The 20,697-nt window shown below is 60.6% G+C and carries 22 protein-coding genes and 4 tRNA genes; 14 read left to right on the forward strand and 12 right to left on the reverse strand.

Translation table 11 applies throughout. The features are described from left to right. Positions 1-38 precede the first annotated feature (38 nt). Complete coding sequence (locus G489_RS0102375) at positions 39-458, forward strand: DUF1801 domain-containing protein (protein WP_029040169.1); 420 nt, start codon at positions 39-41, stop codon at positions 456-458. Here the strand turns inward: G489_RS0102375 and G489_RS0102380 are convergent, their stop codons facing one another. From G489_RS0102380 to G489_RS0102405, 6 genes are all read right to left on the reverse strand, one after another. Continuing rightward, positions 459-1,463, reverse strand: a complete 1,005-nt coding sequence (locus tag G489_RS0102380) for a Gfo/Idh/MocA family protein (protein WP_029040170.1) — start codon at positions 1,461-1,463, stop codon at positions 459-461. A gap of 52 nt (positions 1,464-1,515) precedes the next feature. Beyond that, positions 1,516-2,517, reverse strand: a complete 1,002-nt coding sequence (locus tag G489_RS0102385) for an amino acid ABC transporter substrate-binding protein (RefSeq protein WP_245578792.1) — start codon at positions 2,515-2,517, stop codon at positions 1,516-1,518. Between the two features lie 249 nt (positions 2,518-2,766). Continuing rightward, positions 2,767-3,573 (reverse strand): amino acid ABC transporter ATP-binding protein, encoded by an 807-nt coding sequence (locus G489_RS0102390; RefSeq protein WP_029040172.1) that lies wholly within the window; start codon positions 3,571-3,573, stop codon positions 2,767-2,769. Positions 3,574-3,577: 4 nt separating this feature from the next. Further along, on the reverse strand, positions 3,578-4,753 hold the full coding sequence (locus G489_RS0102395) for an amino acid ABC transporter permease (RefSeq protein ID WP_035871192.1): 1,176 nt from the start codon (positions 4,751-4,753) through the stop codon (positions 3,578-3,580). A 10-nt stretch (positions 4,754-4,763) separates the two neighbouring features. Continuing rightward, positions 4,764-5,957 (reverse strand): amino acid ABC transporter permease, encoded by a 1,194-nt coding sequence (locus tag G489_RS0102400; protein ID WP_029040174.1) that lies wholly within the window; start codon positions 5,955-5,957, stop codon positions 4,764-4,766. A gap of 110 nt (positions 5,958-6,067) precedes the next feature. Next, on the reverse strand, positions 6,068-7,084 hold the full coding sequence (locus G489_RS0102405) for an amino acid ABC transporter substrate-binding protein (RefSeq protein ID WP_029040175.1): 1,017 nt from the start codon (positions 7,082-7,084) through the stop codon (positions 6,068-6,070). Positions 7,085-7,308: 224 nt separating this feature from the next. Here G489_RS0102405 and metC point away from each other — a divergent pair, with 224 nt between their 5' ends. After that, positions 7,309-8,478: a cystathionine beta-lyase gene (gene metC, locus G489_RS0102410; protein WP_029040176.1), complete on the forward strand. Its 1,170-nt coding sequence runs from the start codon at positions 7,309-7,311 to the stop codon at positions 8,476-8,478. On the opposite strand, the gene G489_RS0102415 is transcribed toward metC, so the two are convergent. Further along, positions 8,463-9,227, reverse strand: a complete 765-nt coding sequence (locus tag G489_RS0102415; RefSeq protein ID WP_029040177.1) for a phosphatase PAP2 family protein — start codon at positions 9,225-9,227, stop codon at positions 8,463-8,465. The two genes, metC and G489_RS0102415, sit on opposite strands and share 16 nt — an antisense overlap. Before the next feature lie 168 nt (positions 9,228-9,395). Between G489_RS0102415 and G489_RS0102420 the strand changes: the two genes are divergently transcribed. The 3 genes from G489_RS0102420 to G489_RS0102430 all read left to right on the forward strand — a co-directional run bounded on the left by G489_RS0102420 (position 9,396) and on the right by G489_RS0102430 (position 11,113). Continuing rightward, a tRNA-Pro gene (locus G489_RS0102420) sits at positions 9,396-9,472 on the forward strand. Between the two features lie 38 nt (positions 9,473-9,510). Continuing rightward, positions 9,511-9,816 (forward strand): ETC complex I subunit, encoded by a 306-nt coding sequence (locus G489_RS0102425; protein WP_029040178.1) that lies wholly within the window; start codon positions 9,511-9,513, stop codon positions 9,814-9,816. Positions 9,817-10,084: 268 nt separating this feature from the next. Then, positions 10,085-11,113, forward strand: a complete 1,029-nt coding sequence (locus G489_RS0102430) for a LacI family DNA-binding transcriptional regulator (protein ID WP_029040179.1) — start codon at positions 10,085-10,087, stop codon at positions 11,111-11,113. 11 nt (positions 11,114-11,124) lie between these two features. On the opposite strand, the gene G489_RS22175 is transcribed toward G489_RS0102430, so the two are convergent. Next, positions 11,125-11,787 (reverse strand): hypothetical protein, encoded by a 663-nt coding sequence (locus G489_RS22175; protein WP_155889288.1) that lies wholly within the window; start codon positions 11,785-11,787, stop codon positions 11,125-11,127. 83 nt (positions 11,788-11,870) lie between these two features. Continuing rightward, a tRNA-Arg gene (locus tag G489_RS0102440) sits at positions 11,871-11,947 on the reverse strand. 267 nt (positions 11,948-12,214) lie between these two features. On the opposite strand from G489_RS0102440, the gene trhA reads away from it, so the two are divergent. Beyond that, on the forward strand, positions 12,215-12,928 hold the full coding sequence (gene trhA, locus G489_RS0102445; RefSeq protein WP_029040181.1) for a PAQR family membrane homeostasis protein TrhA: 714 nt from the start codon (positions 12,215-12,217) through the stop codon (positions 12,926-12,928). 45 nt (positions 12,929-12,973) lie between these two features. Here the strand turns inward: trhA and G489_RS0102450 are convergent, their stop codons facing one another. Further along, positions 12,974-13,444 (reverse strand): DUF192 domain-containing protein, encoded by a 471-nt coding sequence (locus tag G489_RS0102450; protein WP_245578793.1) that lies wholly within the window; start codon positions 13,442-13,444, stop codon positions 12,974-12,976. Positions 13,445-13,552: 108 nt separating this feature from the next. Further along, the gene (locus tag G489_RS0102455) at positions 13,553-14,182 is read right to left on the reverse strand and encodes a cold-shock protein (protein ID WP_029040183.1); all 630 of its coding nucleotides are present in this window, start codon (positions 14,180-14,182) and stop codon (positions 13,553-13,555) included. Between the two features lie 233 nt (positions 14,183-14,415). Between G489_RS0102455 and G489_RS0102460 the strand changes: the two genes are divergently transcribed. The 5 genes from G489_RS0102460 (at position 14,416) to G489_RS18750 (ending at position 16,580) form a co-directional block, all read left to right on the forward strand. Next, positions 14,416-14,832 (forward strand): VOC family protein, encoded by a 417-nt coding sequence (locus G489_RS0102460; protein ID WP_029040184.1) that lies wholly within the window; start codon positions 14,416-14,418, stop codon positions 14,830-14,832. Between the two features lie 110 nt (positions 14,833-14,942). Continuing rightward, entirely contained in the window at positions 14,943-15,380 is a 438-nt protein-coding gene (locus G489_RS0102465; protein WP_029040185.1) for a YcbK family protein, read from the forward strand. A gap of 118 nt (positions 15,381-15,498) precedes the next feature. Then, a tRNA-Glu gene (locus G489_RS0102470) sits at positions 15,499-15,574 on the forward strand. A gap of 170 nt (positions 15,575-15,744) precedes the next feature. Then, positions 15,745-15,819, forward strand: a tRNA-Glu gene (locus G489_RS0102475). A 263-nt stretch (positions 15,820-16,082) separates the two neighbouring features. Further along, positions 16,083-16,580, forward strand: a complete 498-nt coding sequence (locus G489_RS18750) for an NUDIX hydrolase (RefSeq protein WP_051332218.1) — start codon at positions 16,083-16,085, stop codon at positions 16,578-16,580. Here G489_RS18750 and G489_RS0102485 read toward each other — a convergent pair. Next, complete coding sequence (locus G489_RS0102485; protein WP_029040186.1) at positions 16,547-18,052, reverse strand: inorganic phosphate transporter; 1,506 nt, start codon at positions 18,050-18,052, stop codon at positions 16,547-16,549. The genes G489_RS18750 and G489_RS0102485 overlap by 34 nt on opposite strands. A 313-nt stretch (positions 18,053-18,365) precedes the next feature. Between G489_RS0102485 and G489_RS18755 the strand changes: the two genes are divergently transcribed. Genes G489_RS18755 through G489_RS18760 form a run of 3 tightly spaced genes read left to right on the forward strand, consistent with a single transcriptional unit; the run spans position 18,366 to position 20,427 of the window. Then, a complete protein-coding gene (locus G489_RS18755) occupies positions 18,366-18,968 on the forward strand; it encodes a sigma-70 family RNA polymerase sigma factor (RefSeq protein ID WP_081691359.1) in 603 nt (200 codons plus the stop codon). After that, on the forward strand, positions 18,965-19,618 hold the full coding sequence (locus G489_RS0102495) for a ChrR family anti-sigma-E factor (RefSeq protein WP_029040187.1): 654 nt from the start codon (positions 18,965-18,967) through the stop codon (positions 19,616-19,618). The genes G489_RS18755 and G489_RS0102495 overlap by 4 nt, the downstream gene beginning before the upstream one ends. A gap of 2 nt (positions 19,619-19,620) precedes the next feature. Next, positions 19,621-20,427 carry an SDR family NAD(P)-dependent oxidoreductase gene (locus G489_RS18760; protein ID WP_162142395.1) on the forward strand — a complete coding sequence of 269 codons (807 nt, stop codon included), beginning with the start codon at positions 19,621-19,623 and terminating at the stop codon, positions 20,425-20,427. Positions 20,428-20,697: the final 270 nt, after the last annotated feature.

The raw sequence follows: 20,697 nt of genomic DNA on the forward strand, positions 1-20,697 counted from the left end.
TGCCAGGTAAACCGGGAAAGCCCACGAAAAGGCCGCCGCTGAAGCCGAATGCCGATGGCGTGGTGCTGCTGTCAGGCGGCAATCCGCAAATCCCCAAGGGATACGGGAATGAACCGGTGCAGGCCTATATCAAGGCGATGCCAGGCTGGAAAAGCGATATGGGTCGCCGCATCGACACGCTGATCGAGAAGGCGGTGCCAGGCGTACACAAGGCGATCAAGTGGAACTCGCCGTTCTACGGGTTTGAAGGCGATCTGTGGATCGTGAGCTATCACTGCTTCGACAAGTATATCAAGGTGACCTTCTTCAGAGGCACCTCGCTCGATCCCGTTCCACCGGTCGCGTCGAAAACGCCGGATACCCGCTATTTCCACATCTACGAGGACAAGCCGTTCGACGAAGACCAGTTTACCGACTGGATCAAACAGGCTGCTGCGCTGCCGCCCGAGAAATTGTAGTCAGGCGTCGGTAACCGTCTCCCATTGACCCGACTGTTCAGAGCGGAATAGCGCGGTGAGAATCTGCATGTTCTTCACCGCATCGTCCGGTCCGTAGGGAGGTGGTGTGCGGTTCATGATGGCACGCGCGAACCCGTCCGCCTGCAGCGCGTATTGATCGGCTGCGGGAATGGTCTCGATGCGCACATCGCTGCCGTCGAGTTCTCCCCGGCCGATGCGCAGTTCCACGTCGCTATCGGGCGCCGCGTTGAACGGACAGATGATCTCGAGATAGCCGTCGGCGCCGAAGACCGACACTCTCTGGTGCCGAACCGACTGGGTCGAGATCGTGAAGCCGAGCTGACGCCCGGCCCCGAAATCGGCGAGCCCGGTGACATGCCGGTCGATGCCGAAGCCGGGATCGCGGTCAAACAGGCCAAAAACACGCCGGGGTTCGGCCTCGAACAGGAACCGTCCCGCCAGCATGCAATAGCCACCGATATCGAGCAGACCGCCGCCACCCATTTTCGGGTCCTGCCGGATGTTGGCCGGATCGGTCAGGCTGTAGGAGAAATCGGCCGCGATACGCTGGATTGCACCGAGCTCTCCGGATCGCACGATCTCGCGGGCGCGGAGCCATTGCGGATGGAAGCGCACCATGAAGGCTTCCATGACATAGGGCGGTCCAGGGCGATCGAGCAGCTCGCGCGCCTCGTCGGCGTCGAGTGCAATCGGTTTCTCGCACAGCACATGCTTGCCGGCTTCGAGGGCGCTTAGTGTCAACGGCACGTGCAAATGGTTGGGCAGAGGATTGTAGATGACATCGATATCGGGGTCGGCCAGCAAATCCTCATAGCTGTCGAGTGCGCGGGCGATTCCCAATTGCGCGGCAGCGGCCTGGGCCCTGGCGCCATCACGGGAGGCGATTGCCGTCACCACATTCAGTTCGGATTTCTGGATGCCGGGAATGACCTTTTCGGTTGCAATACGGGCAGTCGAGAGCACACCCCATCTCAGCCGCGACATGGTTTCCTCCTCGGTGACGTCTGATGGTCGTGAAACGCGCGGCGGCGAAGCGCTAGCGGATGGGCGGCGCGAAGATCAAACCGCCCTTGTTCCAAAGGGCATTGCGCCCGCGAGTGATCTTGAGCGTCGAGGAACTGCCGAGATTCCGGTCAAAAATCTCGCCATAATTGCCAACTGTCGAGATGATGTTGCGGGCCCAAGTCGGGCTCAGCCCGATGGAGGCGCCGAAATCACCATCGAGGCCCAAAAGGCGGCGAATGGCGGGATTGTCAGCGGCAGCCATCGTGTCGATATTGTGGGAAGAAACGCCAAGTTCCTCAGCATTGATCATGGCGTAGATCACCCAGGTCACTACATTGCGCCACTGGTCGTCACCGGTTCGGATCACGGGTCCGAGCGGTTCCTTGGACAAGCGCTCAGGCAGGATACGGTGTCCCGTGGGGTCGCCCAGCGCGTCGCGGATGGCATAAAGCCGCGTGGCGTCGTCTGTCACCACGTCGCACAGCCCGGTTCGGTAGGCGGTGATCAGATCATTGTCGTCTTCATACAGGACCTCGGTGTAGTCCACCTGCCCCAGGAAGAAGAAGTTGCGCATGTTGGCGAGGTGGTTCGATCCCCTGATCGCACAGATTGAAACATCCTTGAGATCGAGTGCCGAAATCACGCCGCCATGGTTGCGGATCAGGAAGGCCTGGCCGTCATAGAAGGTCGTGCCGACATAGCGCACTTCGAGCCCGGTATCGCGCCCCATGGTCCAGGGAGCGTTGCGGGCCATGATATCGACCTCGCCATTCTGCAGGGGCGCGAAGCGGCTCTTGCCGGCGAGCGAGATGAATTCGACCCTGTTCGGGTCGCCAAAGATTGCCGCGGCAACCGCGCGGCACATATCCACGTCGAAGCCGGACCACAGTCCTTCGGGGGAAACCTGAGAGAAGCCGGCCAGCGCTTCAGTCGACCCGCAACGGAGAAACCCCCGGGTCTTGACCGCATCCAGTGTCTGCCCGAATGCGAGGGCCGGCAACATTGCCAGTATGAAGGCGAGAACAAATCGCACGCGCTTTTCCGAGCCTATGCACCGCGCCGCCCCCGCGCCGCGCGATCCTGTCGCTGATTGGCGGTCAATTCTCGACATTCTCACTGGCCGGTCAAGACGTTCGCCGCCGCCAATGCGGTTATCGACCTGTTTTTCAGCGAATTTTAGGCAGTGCCCGATTTTGCGCCTGCCCTCAAGGAAACGCCCCGCGCGGCAACACCGGCGGGGCGTGAAACAGTGGGTGGCGGCCGACCTGGGCCGGCCGAACCCCTAATGCAGGATCTGGCTCAGGAACAGCTTGGTGCGTTCGTGCTGCGGATTATCGAAGAACGCGCCAGGCTCGTTCTGCTCGATGATCTGCCCCTGGTCCATGAAGATGACCCGGTTGGCGACCTGACGGGCAAAGCCCATCTCGTGGGTCACGCACAGCATGGTCATGCCGTCCTCGGCAAGGGACACCATCACCTCGAGCACTTCCTTGATCATTTCCGGATCGAGGGCCGAGGTCGGCTCATCGAACAGCATGATCTTGGGGTTCATGCACAGAGAACGTGCAATCGCCACACGCTGCTGCTGACCACCAGAAAGCTGACCGGGATATTTGTTGGCCTGCTCGGGGATCTTCACCCGCTCGAGATAATGCATGGCGGTCTCCTCGGCCTCGGCCTTGGGGATGCCGCGCACCCAGATCGGGGCGAGCGTGCAGTTCTCGAGGATGGTCAGGTGCGGGAACAGGTTGAAGTGCTGGAACACCATACCAACTTCGCGGCGCACCTCATCGATGCGCTTGAGGTCGTTGGTCAACTCGATCCCGTCCACGATGATCTGGCCCTGCTGATGCTCTTCGAGCCGGTTGATGCAGCGGATGAGCGTCGACTTCCCCGAACCCGAAGGCCCGGCGATGACGATGCGTTCGCCTCCCATGACCGTCAGGTTGATGTCCTTGAGGACGTGGAAATCGCCGTACCATTTGTGCATGTCGACAATCTCGACAGCGACATCGGTCTCAGACACCGTCATCTTCGAGCGGTTGGCCTGCAGTTCTTCTTCTTTCGCTGCTGCGGTTTGGTCACTCATTTGGTTACCTCTTATGTCCGGTTTCCAGCCGGCGTTCCATGAACATGGAATACCGCGACATGGAGAAACAGAAGACCCAGAACATGGCGGCGGCGAAGATATAGCCGGTCACCGACGTGGTGGGCGCACCCCAGTTCAAGTCGTTCCCCGCAGCGTTTTGCACCGTTCTGAGAAGATCGAAGATCCCCACAATGGCGACGAGCGAAGTGTCCTTGAACAAGGCGATGAAGGTGTTCACGATCCCCGGGATCACATGCTTGAGGGCCTGGGGCAGAATGATGAAGCCCATGGACTTCCAGTAATTCAGCCCAAGCGCCGACGCCGCTTCATACTGGCCGCGCGGCAAGGCCTGAAGCCCGCCACGGACCACCTCGGCCATATAGGCCGAGTTGAACAGCGCCACCCCGATCAGGGCCCGCAAGAGTTTGTCGATGGTCATGTTCTCGGGCACGAACAGCGGCAGCATGACCGAGGCCATGAACAGGACCGTGATCAGCGGCACTGCGCGCCAGATTTCGATGAACACCACACAAAGCGTCTTGATCGCAGGCAGCTTGGACTGTCGCCCAAGGGCCAGCACGATGCCGATCGGAAGCGAAGCGACGATCCCCACGAGCCCGATGATCAGCGTGACCGTCAGCCCGCCCCACTTCTCCGTGGGAACAAGTTCGAGACCGAACCAGCCCCCATTGAGAAGCACGATCACCAGGATCGGGAACGGGATGAAGAACAGAAGCGCGTTGATCAGCTTGCCCGGCACACTGGGAATGAGCAACGGAACCAGCAATGCCAGGCCGATCACGAAGAGCACATTGATGCGCCAGTACTCCATGAAGGCGGAGACGAAGAAGATATCCGTCGAGGCCCAATAGGGATCCTTGGGGAAGAACCCATAAATGAAGAAGTCCATCCGATCCCAGATGAAAGCCCAGCAGGCGCCGGGCTTGAGCTTGCAAGCCGACCCGTCCTCGGCCACGAAAACCGCGTCGAGAATGAAGAAGTGGAACAGGTGATAACCTGCCCAGACGACGAAAAGCGCCGCCACAATGGTCAGAATGGAGTTTGAAATCGAGGAGAACAGACTTCTCCTCGCCCAGCCGACAAAACCGGAACTCGCCGGTGGTGGCGGCAGGTCCTGAACCATTTCCTGGCGGACATATGATTGTTGCATCTTGGCCATATCCGCCCCCTTACCGTTCCACCAGACGAACGCGTTCATTGTACCAATTCATGAACGCAGACGTGCCGAGCGAAAGGGTGAGATAGATCAACATGGTGATGGCCACCACTTCGATCGCGCGCCCGGTCTGGTTGAGGGTTGTGCCCATGAACACGCTCACAAGTTCGGGGAAGCCGATGAAGGCCGCCAGCGAGGAGTTCTTGGTCAGGTTGAGATATTGGCTGGTGAGCGGCGGAATGATCACCCGCATGGCCTGGGGAATGATCACCAGGCGGAGCCGGTCGCCATCCTTGAGGCCCAACGATTGCGCCGCTTCGGTCTGGCCGTGGCTGACCGAATTGATGCCTGCGCGGACGACCTCCGCGATGAAGGCCGAGGTGTAGATGGTCAACCCGAACACCAGCGCCAGGAACTCAGGCGGTAGTGTCAGCCCACCTTGATAGTTGAAGCCCTTGAGCTGCGGGAGATCCCAGTCGAGGGTCGCACCCGACAGCAGCCAGGCCAGCGCCGGCAGCACGATGAGAATGCCGATCGCGGGCAGAACCACAGGCATGCGGTTGCCCGTCGCCTCAAGGTGAATCCGCGCCCTGCGCCGCAGATAGAAGACTGCGCCGATGGCGATCACGACCGAGAGTACGACGATCCAGAAATTCTCGCTTGGCAGCGGTGCCGGAACGTAGAAACCGCGTTGATTGAGAAACGCAGCCTCGAAGAACGCATAGCTCTGTTTCACTCCCGGCATTGATTTGAGCACCGCGAAGTACCAGAAAAACAGCTGCAAAAGCAGCGGGATGTTCCGGAACAACTCGATATAGATGGTCGCCAGTCGCGCCACGAGCCAGTTGTTGGACAATCGCGCCACGCCCACAAAGAACCCCAGCATGGTCGCCAGGACGATGCCGATGACGGCCACGAGCCCGGTATTGAGAAGGCCTACGAGAAGCGCCTGGTAATAATACGAGCTGCGGTCATATGGAATGAGCGAGAAAAGGACGTCGAACCCGGACGTGTCCCAAAGGAAATCAAAGCCGGTGGTCTTGTTCTGCTTGGCGAGGTTCGCCAGCGTGTTTTGCCAAATGAAGGCCACGAATACGACTAGCGCCGCGATTACGATGACCTGATATAGAAGCCCGCGGACCTTGGGGTCGTTGAAGAACGATGTCTTCGGCGACTCCCGGCGCGGTGCAACGTCTTGTGTTGCCATAACTCCCCACCTGTATGCGCTGAACGCACATGGCTTCCGGTACCGCTCTTAGTGGCGGTGTGCCGAAAGCAAACCCGGCGCCACAAGGGCGCCGGGTTCGAGTTTCGTGATTAGCGGATCGGCGGGGCGTAGAGAATGCCACCCTTCGTCCACAGCGCATTCAGGCCGCGTTCCAGCCCGATCGCGGTGTCCGGGCCGATGTGGCGGTCATAGCTTTCGCCATAGTTGCCGACAGCCTTGATGATGCGATAGGCCCAATCCTTGTCCAGGCCCATCGGGGTGCCGAAGTCGCCCTCAACGCCCAGCAGGCGCTTGATCGAGGGGTTGTCGGAACCCAGCATCTCGTCGACGTTTTCCGAGGTCACACCGAGTTCTTCAGCGTTGATCATCGCGAACAGCGTCCAGCGGTTGATGTTCAGCCAGGTATCGTCACCCTGACGAACGGACGGGCCGAGCGGCTCTTTCGAGATGATTTCCGGCAGAATGATGTGCTCGGAAGGATCGGCGAACTTCGAACGCTCGGCTGCAATGGCCGAGGAGTCCGTGGTGTACACGTCGCAGCGACCGTCCTGATAGGCCTTCACGACTTCGTCCTGCTGCACGAACACGACGGGATTGTAGTCCATCCCGTTGGTTTCGAAATAGTCGGCAGCGTTCAGCTCGGTGGTGGTACCGGACTCGATACACACGGCAGCGCCCGAAAGCTCGAGAGCCGAGGTGATACCGTCGGCGGCGCGGACCATGAAGCCCTGGCCGTCATAATAGTAGGTGCCGGTGAAGTTGATGCCGAGCTGCGTGTCGCGCGACATGGTCCAGGTGGTCGTGCGTGCCAGAACGTCGACTTCCCCCGAAGACAGCGCGGTAAAGCGCTCGGTGGACGTCAACGGGCGATAGCGAACCGCGCTGGTGTCATCAAAAATTGCAGCGGCAAGCGCCATGCAGTAATCGGCTTCGATGCCGGACCATTCGTTGTTTTCGTCCGGATTCGAGAATCCGGGCACACCCTCAGTGACACCGCACTGAACGTATCCCTTTTCCTTGACGTCTTCGAGCGTATCGGCCTGCGCGGCTTGCACCGTGAATGCCAATGCTGCGCCAACGGCGATTGTTACGATCCGTTTGCTCATAACGTAGCCTTCTTCCTAACCCTGTTTGTAATATGGCGACGGCAACGTGTATGTGTTGCTGTCTAAGTGGCAGCCCCGGATACATATTCTCCCTGCGGGACCGCGGTCATGGAATGACACTTTTCGGCGGGGGTCAAGTGGTTTGCGGGCTTTGCCCACGTCGGCCGGCGGGTGCCTCAACAAACCGCAACGAAATACTGTGTTCTATTGAGGGAAATTCAAGCATGACGCCAAAAGGCGTACGGTTTTCACATCAAACGGTCCTCACCCACTCAGGCCGTGACCCCGCAAGCCAGGCAGGATTTGTCAACACCCCGGTGGTCCGGGGCTCAACGGTCCTGTTTGACAACCTTGCACAGCTCAAATCCGGCGACCGGCCCTACAAATACGGTCGACACGGCACGCCGACCAGCCGCGGAGCCGAGGAGATCGTAAACACGCTTGAGGGTGGTGCGGTAACGCGTTGCACCCCTTCAGGGATGTCCGCAATCTCTCTCGCATTGTCGATTTGCGTCGGTGCAGGTGATGAAATTCTGATCAGCGACAGCGCTTATGAACCGACCCGCAACTTTGCTGAAAAACACTTGAATCGCTTCGGAATCACGGCCCGTTTTTTCAACCCATTGGCAAGTTTTGAATTGTCAGAATTGATCACTGCCAAGACTAAGGCAATATTTGTTGAGAGCCCTGGGTCCCTAACCTTTGAAATACAGGATATTCCTGCGATCCGGGCTGCGGTCGGTCCCGACGTCGCGATCATAGCTGACAACACCTGGGCAACACCTCTGTTCTACCGCCCGCTGGAATTGGGCGCGGATATCGTGGTCCATTCAGGCTCAAAAATGTTTGGCGGGCACTCCGATGTCCTGTTCGGGACCATCACCACCAATGAGCGCTGGGCCAATCCGATGCTCGAGGATTACCGATCCTTAGGGCTTTCGGTTTCGCCGGATGACGCCGCGCTGGTGAGCCGTGGCTTGCGCACTTTGGCCGTCCGCATGGCCGCGCATCAGGAACGCGCGCTGGAAATGGCCCGCTGGCTCGGCGAGCAGCCAGGGGTGAAGCGGGTGCTTCACCCTGCCCTGCCCGAATGTCCCGGGCATTCGATTTTCAAACGCGATTTTGAAGGGTCCGGCAGCCTGTTCTCGATAATTCTGGAGGAGCGGTCACCTGATGCGTTGGCGGCGATGATCGACGGGCTCGAACTGTTCGGGCTGGGGTATTCCTGGGGTGGATTCGAAAGCCTTGTGCTGCCCTTCGATCCACGTCCGACCCGGACAGCCGTACCTTGGACCGAGAACGGTCCGTGCGTGCGGATTCATATCGGATTCGAAGACCCCGAAGACCTCAAATCCGATCTGAAAGGCGCCTTGGAGCGTTATCTCAGCGCTTGACGGCGGAGCCGCCGCAAGAACCGACGGAAGGGGGCGGCCAGCCGGCCCGGCCCCTTCCCATCGCGGTCCGGTATGCGCCATCGCCGCGCCCAGACTGTGGCGACCCACATGGCCCCGAAAGTCCCTAACGTGGCACCCGCGAGCACATCGGTCAGGTAATGTGCACCGGTCACGATTCGTGACAGTGCCATCAGAACGGCGACAATCCAGATCCACCAGGTCTGGCGTTTACCGAACAGCACGCCGACGATTACTGCCGTTGCAAAGGCCGTCGTTGCGTGCCCCGAGGGGAAACCCTGAAACGTCCAGTCTCCAAACGAAGCCGGGGAAAACCCGAGGACGCCCGCATCATCGAGATGAATCGGACGCGCGCGCCCGATCAGGCGCTTGAGGAGCGAGGCCGCAAGTCCAGGCAGGCCAACGCCGAAAAACATCAGCGCCCCTGCAGCACCGGTGGCGCGGATCATCGCCTTCGGTGTCATAGCCATGGGGATGAACCGCGCGGCGAGGCCGACAAGGGCCAATACAAGAGCCGGCACCAGCACCCACTGGGATTCGCCCCACTGGGTCAGCCAGGCAAAAAACGCGCGCTCAGGGGCGGGCCAGGCGACGAGTGTCCGGGTGAGCGCTTCATCGGCGAAACTGGCCACGACGATGGTGAAAACAAGCACCAACAGGCCAAGTGCTGCGATCGTCAGGTAACGGCGTGTGCCCCGTGAGGCGCCGGATTCCGGGCCAGTTTCACTCATTGGCACGCTTCACCTCTCACGGCATTTGCCGCCCTGTCGACGGGGCAGGATATCCTGGTTTCTCTCACGCAGGTGCTCGGCCCTCGACGATGGGCCAGGAGGCCGGGTATCATGGCTTGCCGAGGCCGACAAGAATGTGTAATCGGGAGCCGCGCATGCGCGGTTGCCCGGAGTATAGCTCAGCCTGGTAGAGCACTGGTTTTGGGAACCAGGGGTCGCAAGTTCGAATCTTGCTACTCCGACCAGCACCGCCGCCTGCCTGTTATGACGATGAGGATGGATCATGACCGCTCGCATCTATCAGCCCGCCCGCAACGCCATGCAGTCCGGCCGTGGCAAGACCAAGCACTGGGTGCTGGTGTTCGAACCGGCGAGCGCGCGCGATATCGATCCGCTGATGGGCTACACCTCCTCGGGTGACATGAACAGCCAGGTCAAACTGACCTTCGATACCCTCGAGCAGGCCGAAGCCTATGCCAAGCGCGTCGGGGTGGACTACCAGGTGCAAAAGCCGCACAAGCCGACCGAAAAGAAGGTCGCCTATTCGGACAATTTCCGCGCCGACCGCCGCTTGCCCTGGACGCACTGACGCAAAGCGGTACGCTTGTATGCGGACAGTTTGCCGCATTGGTAAATCATCTTGCGCCGCATCGCGATACCGTCATTTTGTGACAAGTTTCTGATATTATTCAATTATCTGGCTTTGCGCGCGCCCTTCATTCGGCATGCGCGATGTTATTCGCGTGCCGTTTGTGCAACAGTGGAATTGACAGCGCGGCTACGACCGTCAAGAACAAAACCGGCCGCCGGGGGCGGGACCGGCGCCGTTGCGGGATTCTCTCGCAAGTGAGGGAGGCGTGCACAAAAGGCTGCCCACCATTCAGGATGTTGCCCGGTCGGCTGGTGTGTCGACGGCGACCGTCAGCCGTGCGCTGACCGATCCCACGCGCGTGTCAGACGCGACACGTCAACGGGTAACCCTTGCCGTGCGGGAAACCGGCTACACGGTCAACCAGGCCGCCCGCAGCCTGCGCAAGCAGAACTCCAACACGCTTCTGGTCGCCCTGCCGGATATCGGCAATCCGTTCTTCTCGGTCATGCTCGACGCCATTGAGCGCACAGCGAGCGAGGCAGGATTTGCCACGCTGATCGCGAGCCGCAAGCAGGCCGGTGAGGCCGGCTCCAAACTTGCCGAGCATCTGCAGTCCCATCGTGTCGACGGCGTTCTGGTGCTGGACGGCTCCATCGCGCTTGATGGCCTGTTGGCACTGCACGATCCCGACGAAGTGCCCCCGATCATCCTCGCCTGCGAGGAAAGACCCGGGCTCGCCTCGCAATTGCCGGTCATCAAGTCGGACAATGTCGGCGCGTCGCGCAAGATGGTGCGTCACCTGATCGAACTTGGCCACCAGCGCATCGCTCACATCACAGGTGATCCCGACAGTATCGTGCGCGCGGCGCGGCTGAAGGGTTATCGCGAGGAACTGATTGCCCACGGCATACCGGTCGAGGACGAGCTGATCATCGAAGGCGATTTCAGCCTTGAATCCGGCGCGGCGGCAGCCCAGCAATTCCTGGCCCTTTCCGATCGCCCTTCTGCGGTATTCTGTTCGAACGACATGATGGCGGTCGGGTTTATCTCCGAAATCCGGACTGCCGGCCTCAAGGTGCCGCGGGACGTTTCGGTGGGCGGGTTCGACGACATCATGGTCGCCGAGAAGATCTGGCCGGGCCTGACCACCATGCACCAGGACCGGGCGCGAATCGGGTCACTGGCCGCTGAGGCACTCATTCAGGTCCTGACCGATCCGGACGCGACGCCGCCGCGCAGCCATTTTCTCGATGCCGAGCTGGTCGTTCGCGGTACGACGGCGCTCAAGACCTGAGGCCGCAGGCATCAGAGCGCTTCCACCTTTTCCTGAAGACGTTCAACGCGATCCCAGTGCGCCTTGAGCGCCGGATTGTTGCCATCGACCCAGAGATAAGTCTGCCCTTCGGCCTCGCGCTCCTCGACAATTCCCGCATCGATGAGCGTGTCCAGCAATCCGCCAGCCGCATCCCATTCCTGATCGGTGTCACAAAGCCAGTCGAGAAACCCTTCATATGTCTGCGCGCCAAGGCGCTCCTGCGTGATGGTGAGAGCCGCGAGCAATTCGGATTGCCGCCTGATCTTGCCGAGCCGGCCAATGGTGAGCGCTGCGATGCCGCCAAGCGCCGCACCGCCGATCAGCCAGCTGAGTGCCCCGGTTTCGAGCCCGACAATGCGGGCAACCCCGGTAGAGCGATCCGGCTCGGGTTGCGTCTCTGGTGCCTTTGGCCGGGGCACAGGCTTTGCAACGATCGGCGCGGGGTGCGTATCCGGGCGATCGCTGACGAATTCGGGTGTGCTTGAGCTGTCCGGCACCCGGCCGGCCCGCGCGGTCTCGCCGCGTTTTCGACCGATCGCAAGGAAATTCTCGATCTGATCGCGGGTATCGGCAGGCAATTGCCCGTCATATTCGCGCAGCTTCTGTTCGATCTGCTGTTGGATCGATTTGAGAAGATCGTCGCGATAGGACACGCGGTTGAGCCTCGGCTGATAAATGACCGGGTCAGTGTGCACGAAAAGGCGGGCTTTGCCAGTGGTTCTGCCACCGCGGGGAGTGGCGACCCCGGCAGGATTCGAACCTGCGACCAATAGCTTAGAAGGCTACTGCTCTATCCAGCTGAGCTACGGGGCCGTCGGCGGTCCTTCTAGACCGAATTGAGACGGCTGTCAGTCCCCTTCCCCGCCTCACTCCATTCCCGCCCCCAATGCCCGCCTCGACCGTTGCCGACCTCGCCCGTTGCACGCCTCGACCGTTGTTTGGGCGCCGCAGATTGGCCACACCAGCGCCTCTGCCGTCATCATTGCAGTCGTGCGGCCTTGAAATTGCCGTCCCGGTGCAATGACCTAGGATCAGGCTTTGTTCATACCCACCCGATAGAATAGGTACGAGACCAACCGAATGAACGCACAACACGAACTCGATCAGCTCAAATCATGGTGGCGGAAGCAGCACCTCAGCTTCTCGCGCGGGGAGCTGATTGCAGACGGCGTCATTCACACCATAGGGTTTGCCCTCACCCTGGCGCTCGGCTCCGTCCTGATCGCGTTCGCCGTCGCCTACACGGCGCGCGAAGAGGCCCCGGCTCTCATCCTTTACGTGGTTTCACTTCTCACGCTTCTCGGCGTCTCGCTGGCCTACAATCTTTGGCCGGAATCCCGGGCGAAAGATGTGCTGGCGCGGTTTGATCAGGCTGCGATCTTCCTGTTTATCGCCGCCACCTATGCCCCCTTCCTTGTGCTGATCCGCGATTCCTCGATCGGGGTGATCCTGTCAGCACTCGTCTGGGGCGGGGCAATCGTGGGCATGGCGCTCAAACTCACCATTCCACAGCGCTTCGGGCGCATTGCCATCCCGCTCTATCTTGCCATCGGGTGGTCGGGGGTCATCGCCATCCAACTGCTGGCCGACACCCTTCCCACCGCAACGCTTTGGCTGATCGTTGCCGGAGGCGTGGTTTATTCGCTGGGGCTGGTGTTTCATCTTTGGAGCCGATTGCGGTTCCAGAACGCGGTCTGGCACGGCTTCGTTGTCGCCGGCGCAAGCCTTCATCTGACAGCGATGTTGCACTGCATGGTCATCGACCGGCTGGCGATGACGGCCATTGGCGCCTGAGAGACTGATTCCAGCCCAAGACGTAACATTCTGAAATAATTCGGATTATTCGCCCGCGTTCATGCGAGGGTGCACAAGCGTGTCACCCGCCTTGAGCCCGATCTCGGCGGACCGGCCGCCCGGAATTTCAAGAACAAACTGCACTGCGCCGTCCGAAGGGATCGAAGTGGTATCGCGCGGCCGGGCATTGGCGTGCACATTGGCAATGGTGCCATCGCTGCGCGCAAATATCATATCGAGCGGAATGAGTGTGTTCTGCATCCAAAAGGCAACCTGCCGCTCTTCCTTGAAGTCGAACAACATGCCCTCGTTTGCCCCGAGCTCGGTGACAAACATCAGGCCCTGGCGGCGGCTGTCTTGGGTGTCCGCAATCTGAACGGCAAACCGGTGTTCGCTACCATCCGCCGTGCGAGCAATAACCGTGCCTTCATCCGCACCGCCCATGCAACCGGCAAGCGCCAGCGGCGCCAGCACAGACGCAATCATCGCTGCCTTGTGAAGCCAGGAAGTTGCCACGCGGAGTACTCCGGGTCGAGCATCGCGCGAACGAACAGCCGTCAGGGCTTCGTCCGATATGATGCAACCAAAATGAAACGGCGGCGGAGCATGCCGCCTCGCCGCAGCTTAGTGAGAGGACGGTCCCTCACCCCAACCATCGGGCCGGATTTCGGCAACCATGAGGCCTTTGGGGCCTTCGCCATAGCGCGCAAGCACGAACTGGCCGGGGCGCAACTCGGTCATGCCATAGCGGCGCAGGGTTTCCATGTGCACGAAGATGTCGGGATGCCCCTCACCCGCGGTGAGGAAACCGAAGCCGCGCACACGGTTGAACCATTTCACCTCCAGCCGCTCGAGGCTCGATGACGGTTCTACCGAGACATGAGTGCGGGCATCGGGAAGCTGGGAAGGATGCTTGCCTGTCGATTCATCCATCGACAGGATTCTGAAGGCCTGCAATCCACCAGGGCGAGCCAGTGCCTCGCAGACCACACGTGCGCCCTCATAGGCCGTCTGGTAGCCGTCGCGCCGCAGGCACGTCACATGAACAAGAACATCCGGAAGATCATTGTCGGGCACGATAAAGCCGAAGCCCTTGGCCACATCGAACCACTTGATCGACCCGGTGACCTCAACGACATCGACCGTGCCTTGCGCGCCGGCATGCAGATCCGCGCCGCTATTGCCACGGTCGCGTCCGAGTTCGACGGAATCGTTTTCCGCCTCCTCGACTTCGGTCGTGAATTTCGCCCCCATCGTGTTCACGCCTCTTCATACTCGGTACGCCGTCAACTCGTCCGGCCGCCACTTAACCAAAACCAGTTTGGCCGATTCAGTCCATGAAGTTAAGCGTTTTGCAAGGAATTGTGAATCCCTGCCCGAACCGTCCACCATTCGGTCCCTTGCGCGGCCCGTCCGGGGCTGTCATGTCTCACCCGATCATGCCCGTTTCAGTCTCATCAAATCAGATTTGAGTCAGGAGAATTGCCTTGAAATACCTCCACACCATGGTGCGCGTGAGCAATGTCGAGGAGAGCCTGCGTTTCTATTGCGAGGGCCTCGGGCTCGAGGAACGCCGGCGCATGGATCACGAAAAAGGCCGGTTCACCCTCATCTTCCTGAGGGCGCCGGGCGACCATTCCGATGTCGAACTCACCCATAACTGGGACCCCGAAGAATATTCGGGCGGCCGGAACTTCGGTCACCTTGCCTATGAGGTCGACGATATCTACGCCCTGTGCCAGCACCTTCAGGACATGGGCGTTACCATCAACCGCCCACCGCGCGACGGGCATATGGCCTTTGTGCGGTCGCCAGACGGCATTTCTGTCGAGCTGCTGCAAAAAGGCGAGGCCAAGGAGCCGCAGGAACCCTGGGCCTCCATGCCCAATACCGGCGAGTGGTAATCGATTTTACGGGAAATTAACCGCTCTTCTTGAGCCCCCGTTAGCCTTGAATAACTAGGTTTGTCCCTGCCGCGTTCATTGTTTCGAAACCACGCGGCAGGGATCGAACCATGCGGCACGTCATTTCATTCTTCATGATCGCTGTTCTCGTGGCCGGGTGCGCCTCTTTCGGCCATCTCGCCTACAAGAAGAAAGCCGGGCTCTATGTCGAACATGACGGGGTCGAAACCTTCTGTCTCGGTCCCCGCCTGCGCATGACGCTTGGCCGTGCCGAACGCCATTTCCGCAAGCCGGTGGTGGTCACTTCGGGCTATCGTACGCCCTGGCACAACGCCAAGGTCAACGGCGCCAGCTCCTCCTATCACATGAAGTGCATGGCCGCGGATATCTTCATTCCCGGGGTTCCGAAATCGCGCCTCATCGCCTTCATGAAAAACGATAGAGGTGTGGGTGGCCTCGGCTGTTATCCGGGCCGCAAATTCATCCATGTGGATGTGCGCGACCGTCCTTCTGGCTATCGCGGACCGGTCACATTCAGTGGTTGCTAATGGCAATTTGCAGCGGCTGCTAACGTCAATTTGCGGGCAACCCGAATTGATCTGAAAAAAAGCGATTTTGGCCCTTGCGCGATGAGCGGCTGCCCAATATACGGATGCCCACGTCGCCGCGCCCTTCGTCTAGCGGTCTAGGACGCCGCCCTTTCACGGCGGAAACACGGGTTCGAGTCCCGTAGGGCGCGCCACTTCTTTCCCCCATGGAAATCAAGCCTTTCAAGGCTTTGCTTGTCGAGCATCCTGTGCCCGAAGGTGTCGGCGGCGATGCTTGGCGTTCACGTAAGGCCAGAGCCTTTTTGAAGGCCCTTTGCATGCCCCTTGAACCTGACACCGAGGAGGCGTATACGCTGCAGCTTCCGCGCCCATCGTCTAGCGGTCAGGACGCCGCCCTCTCACGGCGGAAACAGGGGTTCGATTCCCCTTGGGCGCGCCACCTTTCCCCCCGGCGATTTCGCTCCGCTCAATGCCTCCGCAAGGATGGCCAGAGCGGTCGGCCCGCTTTACGCTCGGCTGGGCCTTCAAAATCCTGCCTTCGATACGTGCCACGATTTATTTCGCCCGGCACGACGCCGAGCGGGCAACAGTGTCAGTTTCCTCCGGATCAATGCTCGCCGTAATGCGGGCTTGGAAAATCGCGCAGAGCAGGCTGCAATAGACGCCCTACGATTCGCCCCGCAACTCAACGGACCGCCATCAATGCCTTTGGTCAGAATTGCCAAATCGATCTTCATGTCCAACTCAGGAGAACCGGAGGGCAGCCAGTTCGGCGCGATCCCCTATCGGGTGATCGATGACCAGGTGGCATTCCTGATGATCACCTCGCGGCGCAGCGCCAATTGGGTTTTCCCCAAGGGATCGCCGATCGAGGGGCTGACTGCTCAGGAAACCGTAGCCCAGGAAGCATGGGAAGAAGCCGGCATTCGCGGTCAGATCGCCTCAGAGGCGGTCGGCAACTATGTGCACACCAAGAACAACAAGGCCGAAAGCCTCGTGCGCGTCCACCTGTTTCCGATGCTGGTCACCGAACAGGTCGATGACTGGCCTGAGGAGGACCAACGGTTCCGCCACTGGGCGCTCCTGCCTCAGGTGCGGCGACTGATGGCCAGCAAGGCCGCAGCCAGGGTCGCTGCGGAGTTCAACAAATCGCTCTTGCGCAGCAATCAGGTGCCGGGCAACAGCCGCATCACCGCATAGAGCAGGCCGGACACCAGCGCCGAGGCGGGCACCGTGATGATCCACGCTGCCGCAATCCCGAGTGCGTGCTGACGCCTGACGAGCCGGCGCTTGTCGCGGCCCTGAAGCTGTTTCACGGCTTCTTCGGCGGTCTGGTTGAACTGGTCCGAGCGCGCCTCAGGCACATTCACCTTCAATGGCGGATTGCGAATGCTTTCATTGGAAGCCCATTCCCGCAGGAAACCGACACCGAAGATGGCGCCCACCGCCACGTGGGTCGATGAGACAGGCAGGCCGAGCGCCGACGCAATCAGCACCGTCACGGCAGCAGCCAGCGCGACACAGAAGGCGCGGACCTCGTTCATCTTGGTGATCTTTTCACCGACCATTCGGATGAGGCGGGGGCCAAACAGGGCCAAGCCGACCGCGATGCCTATGGCACCGATCCCCAAAACCCAGAGGGGCAAGGCGACTTTCTCGGGGCTGGCGAGACCCGTTTCCGCCGCCGCGACGATCGCAGCCAGCGGCCCCACGGCATTGGCGACATCGTTGGCCCCGTGGGCGAAAGACAAAAGACCCGTCGCCATGATCAGTGGAAGGCGGAATAACCCGCTGACATGTTTGGTTCGGTTTTCAAGGCCTGGCACCCGGTTCCCGATCCAGGGCACCGAGACGGCATAGGCGGCCAGCCCGGCAACCAGCCCGAGCACCAGCACGAGCGGCAAGCCCGGGGCCCAGATGCGCTTGAGGCCCTTGGTCGCCAGATACATGGCGAACACGCCCGTCATCAGCCCGACGAAGACCGGCACCCAGCGCTTGGCGGCGCTCAGCTTGTCGGATTTGTCGAGAATTGTGATATGCGCGACCGCCAGCAGTGCGGAGGCCAGCAGGCCGCCAAAAACCGGCGAGATGATCCAGGACAGAACAATCGTGCCGATGACTGGCCAGGCGACGACCGAAAAGCCGGCGGCGGCAATGCCGGCACCAACCACGCCGCCGACCACGGAATGGGTTGTCGAGACCGGCGCATTCAGGAAGGTCGCGATGTGGATCCACATGGCCGAAGCGAGCGAGGCCGCGCTCATCACCAGAATGAAGTCGCGCGCCGACAGGTTCAGTTCGTTGGTCAGCAGTTTGCTTGAGACCGTCGTCACCACGTCCCCGCCGGCCAGCAGCGCCCCGGCCGCTTCGCAGACGGCCGCGATGGCCAGCGCCCCGACCATGGTCAATGCCCTGCCCCCGACCGCCGGACCCATATTGTTGGCCACATCGTTGGCGCCGACATTGAGAGCCATATATGCGGATATCACCGCGCCGGTGATTACCAGGTAGGAGAACGGGCCGCCGGCAAAAGAGAACAGCGCGTAAATCAGCGCAGCGAGAATGAACAACGCCGCAAGGCCCGGCGCGGCGAGCTGCCGCGAAATATCGTGGGTGGCGGTTTCGAGACTGGCGACCTTTTTGAGGTCCTTGTCGAGCGCGGTCTTGTTCATCGGCGACTGTCTTGGTGCAGTGGGTCTGTCGGCGACCGGCGGTCTGTGACGGCTTTATGACAAGCCCTTGCAGTTTTCCCGGCCCAGAACCAGCCCGCATGTGCATGACGGCGCTGAAGTGGCGGTTTTCCACATAATGGTCTGCTCCCGGGTGCTATGCTGGAAGCTGCGAAGGTCGTCTCTTGAGGCTCGAAATACATGCGCGGACAGAAGCCGGTGACCAACCGGCCATACATTCCTCCTATCAACTGCATTTCCTGTGATCCGTTCCGTTCGGCGACGCGTAAATCTCGTTGCGAAGCGGAGACAGGTCATGTACGCGGCTTCTATGAATGAAGCTCCAGATCGGGGCTCGACGCCCGTTCAGGCGCCACAGGCTGATGCCTCGGCGCTCCTGCTCCGTGTCGCCGAGCATCGGGACAAACAGGCGCTTTCCGCCCTGTTCACGTTGTTCGCACCGAAACTGAAATCAATGATGCTGCGGCTCGGGGCTAACGAGGCGCTGGCTGATGATCTGGTGCAGGAAACCATGCTGACCGTGTGGAGAAAATCGCATCTCTATGCTCGCCGCAAAGGCGCCGCGAGCACCTGGATATACACGATCGCCCGTAATCTGCGGATCGATCACGTCCGGCGTCTGTCTTCACGTCCCTATGCGGATGTCGAGGCGATTGAAATCGAAAGCGATGCGCCTTCGAGCCAGCAGATCATTGAAACCAATGAAACCGTGAGCCGCGTCAAGGCGGCACTGGCAATTTTGCCCAAGGAGCAGATGGAAATACTCAGCCTGTCCTACGAACACGACCTCTCCCAGACCGAGATCGCCGAGAAGCTCGGCCTGCCGCTGGGAACGGTCAAGTCGCGCATGCGGCTTGCCTATGAGAAACTGCGACCAGTTTTGGGAGATCTGCAATGACCGTTGCGCATCACCCTCAGCCCGAAACCTTGATGGCATACGCCGCGGGCACGCTTGATCAGGCCTATACCGTCGTGATCGCGACACATCTGGCGATGTGTGGTGCCTGCCGGGGCGAAGTCGCGCATCTCGAGGATGTCGGCGGCGCTATCCTGGAAAAGGAAGCCGAGGCCAAGATTGGCGCCGATGCGCTCGACCGGCTGCTTTCGGCGCTCGACGGCTCGCCCGAAGAGGAACCTCGTCCGGCCCCCATCAAGCGGCATGAGGGCGTGCCCTCCCCGCTCGCGCCGTATCTGAAGGGCGGCCTCGAGAGCATCGAGTGGAAACGCAAGGGGCCCAAGGCCTGGCTCGCCGAACTGGAAGTGCCGGCCAACAGTCATTCGCGCCTTGTGCTGCTGAAGGTCGGTGCCGGTGCGGCCATGCCCGAGCACGGACATGGCGGACATGAGCTGACGCTCATCCTCTCGGGTGCCTATAATGACCGGTTTGGCCGATTTGCCGCCGGCGATCTCGCCGACCATGACGATGATGTCGATCATCAACCGATTGCCGAGGAAGGTGAAGACTGCATCTGCCTGGTCGCTCTCGATGCGCCTTTGGCGTTCAAGAGCCGGTTGATGCGGGTTCTGCAGCCGCTGACAGGTCTTTGACCTTGTCCAATAGCAACAAAGTCGCTTGGGTCATCGGGGCCAGCTCCGGCATTGGTGCGGGGCTGGCCAACCGCCTGGCCAAGCGGGGTTATGAAGTCGCCATCTCGGCCCGCCGCCAGGAACGTCTCGAAGAAATCGCGCACAACAATAATCGCCTGCATGCCTTCGCCCTCGACGTGTCGGATGCAGCGGGCACCAAGGCCGTTTTCGAGGCCGTCGAAAAAGAATTGGGACCGGTCGATCTCGTCGTCTTTGGCGCGGCGAACTGGCAGCCCAACACGGTTGCCGAATATGATCCTGAGGCCTTCCGCAACGTCTTCACCGTCAATTTCCTGGGCGCGGTCAACACCGTCGCCGCCGTTCTGCCATCGATGAAGGCTCGGCGGAGCGGTGAGATTGCACTCATCGCCTCGGTGGCCGGCTATTTCGGCATCCCCGCGAGTGGGGCCTATGGCGCCGCCAAGGCCTCGCTGATCCACTTTGCCGAGACAGCACATACCGAGTTGGAGCCCTATGGGATTCGCGTCCGGCTGGTGAACCCGGGCTTCGTCAAAACCGATCTCACGGCGAAAAACGATTTCCCGATGCCGTTCATTCTCGAACTGGACGATGCTGTCGACCGGCTGGTCCGCGGTCTCCTCGACACGGATAAGTTCGAGGTCGCGTTCCCGAGACGCTTCGTGTGGCTTCTGAAACTGGTTAAGCTGCTGCCCTATCCGCTGTTTTTTGCCGGCATGCGCCGGGTTTTGCCAAGCAGCGACGGCAAGTCGAAAGAAGGGCAAAAGGAAAAGGGCGAAGACGGGCGGTAGACCATCCACCCGTCCTCGCCGCCCAAATGCCATCTGCTGGCAGATGACTGAAACACCCCGAACCTTTTTCTGGCGAGCCGAAACGACAATTGAGCCGAATCACCTTTCGGACGCCAAACCACGCCGGCGATCAGTGAAACCGGAGGGCCCTGCGGGTATTCCGCCGACCCAATAAGCGCGTACAGGTGCCGCGGCGCAATAGCGCAGTCACGCTAGAAATGCGTCCCTGATATCGGCCTTGATCTGCGGAAAACACGTATGTTGTTGAAC

This window comes from Cucumibacter marinus DSM 18995 (assembly GCF_000429865.1).
In the GTDB taxonomy this organism is placed as follows: domain Bacteria; phylum Pseudomonadota; class Alphaproteobacteria; order Rhizobiales; family Devosiaceae; genus Cucumibacter; species Cucumibacter marinus.

Excerpts from the sequence above, each read along its gene's own strand:
- G489_RS0102415 (WP_029040177.1), bottom strand. The coding sequence starts at position 9,227 with ATGAGTGAAACTGGCCCGGAATCCGGCGCCTCACGGGGCACACGCCGT.
- G489_RS0102455 (WP_029040183.1), bottom strand. The coding sequence starts at position 14,182 with ATGGGGGCGAAATTCACGACCGAAGTCGAGGAGGCGGAAAACGATTCC.
- G489_RS0102390 (WP_029040172.1), bottom strand. The coding sequence starts at position 3,573 with ATGAGTGACCAAACCGCAGCAGCGAAAGAAGAAGAACTGCAGGCCAAC.
- G489_RS18750 (WP_051332218.1), top strand. The coding sequence starts at position 16,083 with ATGCCTTTGGTCAGAATTGCCAAATCGATCTTCATGTCCAACTCAGGA.
- G489_RS0102400 (WP_029040174.1), bottom strand. The coding sequence starts at position 5,957 with ATGGCAACACAAGACGTTGCACCGCGCCGGGAGTCGCCGAAGACATCG.
- G489_RS0102380 (WP_029040170.1), bottom strand. The coding sequence starts at position 1,463 with ATGTCGCGGCTGAGATGGGGTGTGCTCTCGACTGCCCGTATTGCAACC.
- G489_RS0102495 (WP_029040187.1), top strand. The coding sequence starts at position 18,965 with ATGACCGTTGCGCATCACCCTCAGCCCGAAACCTTGATGGCATACGCC.
- G489_RS0102485 (WP_029040186.1), bottom strand. The coding sequence starts at position 18,052 with ATGAACAAGACCGCGCTCGACAAGGACCTCAAAAAGGTCGCCAGTCTC.
- G489_RS0102405 (WP_029040175.1), bottom strand. The coding sequence starts at position 7,084 with ATGAGCAAACGGATCGTAACAATCGCCGTTGGCGCAGCATTGGCATTC.
- G489_RS0102425 (WP_029040178.1), top strand. The coding sequence starts at position 9,511 with ATGACCGCTCGCATCTATCAGCCCGCCCGCAACGCCATGCAGTCCGGC.
- metC (WP_029040176.1), top strand. The coding sequence starts at position 7,309 with ATGACGCCAAAAGGCGTACGGTTTTCACATCAAACGGTCCTCACCCAC.
- G489_RS18755 (WP_081691359.1), top strand. The coding sequence starts at position 18,366 with ATGTACGCGGCTTCTATGAATGAAGCTCCAGATCGGGGCTCGACGCCC.
- trhA (WP_029040181.1), top strand. The coding sequence starts at position 12,215 with ATGAACGCACAACACGAACTCGATCAGCTCAAATCATGGTGGCGGAAG.
- G489_RS0102465 (WP_029040185.1), top strand. The coding sequence starts at position 14,943 with ATGCGGCACGTCATTTCATTCTTCATGATCGCTGTTCTCGTGGCCGGG.
- G489_RS0102395 (WP_035871192.1), bottom strand. The coding sequence starts at position 4,753 with ATGGCCAAGATGCAACAATCATATGTCCGCCAGGAAATGGTTCAGGAC.